Source organism: Verminephrobacter aporrectodeae subsp. tuberculatae At4 (assembly GCF_000193225.1).
Classification (GTDB): Bacteria; Pseudomonadota; Gammaproteobacteria; order Burkholderiales; family Burkholderiaceae_C; genus Acidovorax; species Acidovorax aporrectodeae.
The window spans coordinates 1-2164 of record NZ_AFAL01000583.1; the positions used below are offsets into that span (position 1 = coordinate 1).

A 2164-nucleotide genomic window follows, 5' to 3' on the forward strand; every position below is an offset into this window, starting at 1 on the left:
CGAACGGCCCGCCATCGGCGATCTCGAAGTCCAGCCGCAGCTGACCGCCCTCGTGCGCCACCTGGCCGCCGTAGGGCGCGCTGCTCAGGTTGACCCAGGTGCCGGTGCGGTCCTGGGCCCAGTAGCCGCTCACGCCCAGCGCCGGGTCTGCATACAGGCTGAACGCCTCGCTGCTGTGGCTCGGGGCCAGCGTTGCCTCGAAGCGGAGCAGCCCGAGGGGCGTCTCCATCCCCTGGGGCAATTCGGCGGGGGCGTCTTCTTGCTCCAGGCGGGTGATGCGTGCGCCGTTGCTGTCCGGGTCCAGCTTGCCGTCCAGGCTGCCGGCCACCAGGGTCACGGGGGTGCTGTTGGCCGCGTCTGCGGGCTGGCTTGCTCCGGTGGGGCTGCTGAGCACGAGGCGGGTCGATGCCACCGCGGCCTGCGTGCCGTCCGGGATGCCGTCTCCGTTGCCGTCGCCGGCCATGGGGGCTGCGCCAGCGGGGCCGGCGACGCCGGGGGTCTGGTCCTTGGCGCTGCCGGGAATGCCCTCGTTGTCCGCGTTCTTGTGCGTCGGGTCCGAGGGGATCAACGGAGCCGACCGGGCCGACGAGGCCGGACCCTGTGGCGCGGGGGTGCGGTTGTGCGCCGGCATGGTGAAGAAATTGGCCGCGACGTTGCCGGCCGTGTCCTGTATGGCGCCGGCATCGCTGCCGGGCGGGGGGGCGGCGTAGGCGACGGTCACCGTCTGCTGGTCGCTGGTGACAGGGGTGGCCAGCATCAAGCTGACGATATCGTGCGCGTGCACCCGGACGGCGACGACGGCGGTGTGCACGTCATCGACGTGCACCGCAAAAGCTATGGCGGGCGGGATATGGGCCATGTTCAGGCCGATTCCTTCGGCGTAGCTGAGCATCAACTGGGCGCCGTTCACCTCGGCCCTGGAGAACATCGGGGCCCAGGTGTCGACCAGGTAGTTGGTGCTATCCGCGCGGCCGGTGCCGGCGCGGCCTGCGGTGTTGGTCACGCCGGCATGGTTTACGCGGATGGTGTTGGTCCCGCTCTCGGTATGCGTCGTGGGCGTGAAGGTGGCCGTCCAGGTTCTGCCGTCGTCATGCGTCGTGGGGTTGCCCAATGTGCCGTTGGCGTCGGTGAGATCGACGTCGTCGCGCGTGAAGCCGGTGACGGCTTCGTTAAAGGCAAAGGTGACGGTGGTGCTTTCCCCCACGGTCAAGCTGACGTCGGCCAGCGTGATGGTGGCGGTCGGACCGGTGGTGCCGGCAGGCCAGGTGTCCACGGAGTAGTTGGCGCTGGAGGCGCTGCCGGCACCGGCGTTGCCCGCGTCGTCGCGCACCCCGGTGAGGTCCACGCGGATGGTGTTCGCCTGGGCGCTGGCGTTGGCCGTGGGCGTGAAGGTGGCCGTCCAGACCGTGCCGCCGTCGTCGCTCGTGGGCGTGCCCAGCGTGCCGTTCGCGCACACGATGTTGCTGGCGTCCAGGTCGGTGACGGGCTCGCTGAAGGTGAAGGTGACGGGGGTGCTCTCGCCCGCGGTGAGTGCGCTGTCGGCCAGCGTGATGGTGGCCGTGGGGCGCTCGGTGTCCACGGTGTAGTTGGCGCTGGCGGTGCTGCCGATCCCGGGGGTGCCTGCGGCGTTGCGCACGCCAGCCAGGTTCACGCTGATGGTGCTGCTCGCGGTCTCGGTGTTGGCTGCGGGCGTGAAGGGGGCGGTCCAGGTCTTACCTTCTGCGCTGACGGCGAGAGCGCCCAGCGTGCCGCTGGCGTTGCTGAGCACGATGTCGTCGGCGTCAAAACCGGTGACGACCTGGTTGAAGTCGAAGGTGACGGTGGTGCTCTCGCCCGCGGTGAGCAAGGTGTCGGCCAGCGTGATGCGCAGGGTGGGGCGCTCGCCGACGGTGTCGATGTCGTAGCGGACGCCGGCGGGAACCACCCTCTCGCCCGCGTTGCCCGCAAGATCGTTCACGCCGGACAGGTTCACGCGCATGGTGTTGTTCGACGACGTGACGCCGGGAGTCGGGGCGCTCAAGGTCGCGACCCAGACGCTGCCGTCGCCGGTGGACGTCGGCTGCGACAGCGTGCCATTGCGCGTGCCCTTGGCCATGCGCAGATCGTCGAGGCCAAAGTTCGTCACCGCTTCGGAGAAGGTGAAGATGACCAGGGCGGTTTCGCC

General features: G+C 69.9%; 1 protein-coding gene. It reads right to left on the reverse strand.

The window, feature by feature from the left end; genetic code table 11:
• Positions 1-2164, reverse strand: a 2164-nt coding sequence (locus VTU_RS28275; protein ID WP_010106974.1) for an Ig-like domain-containing protein, incomplete at both ends; no start/stop codon positions are given.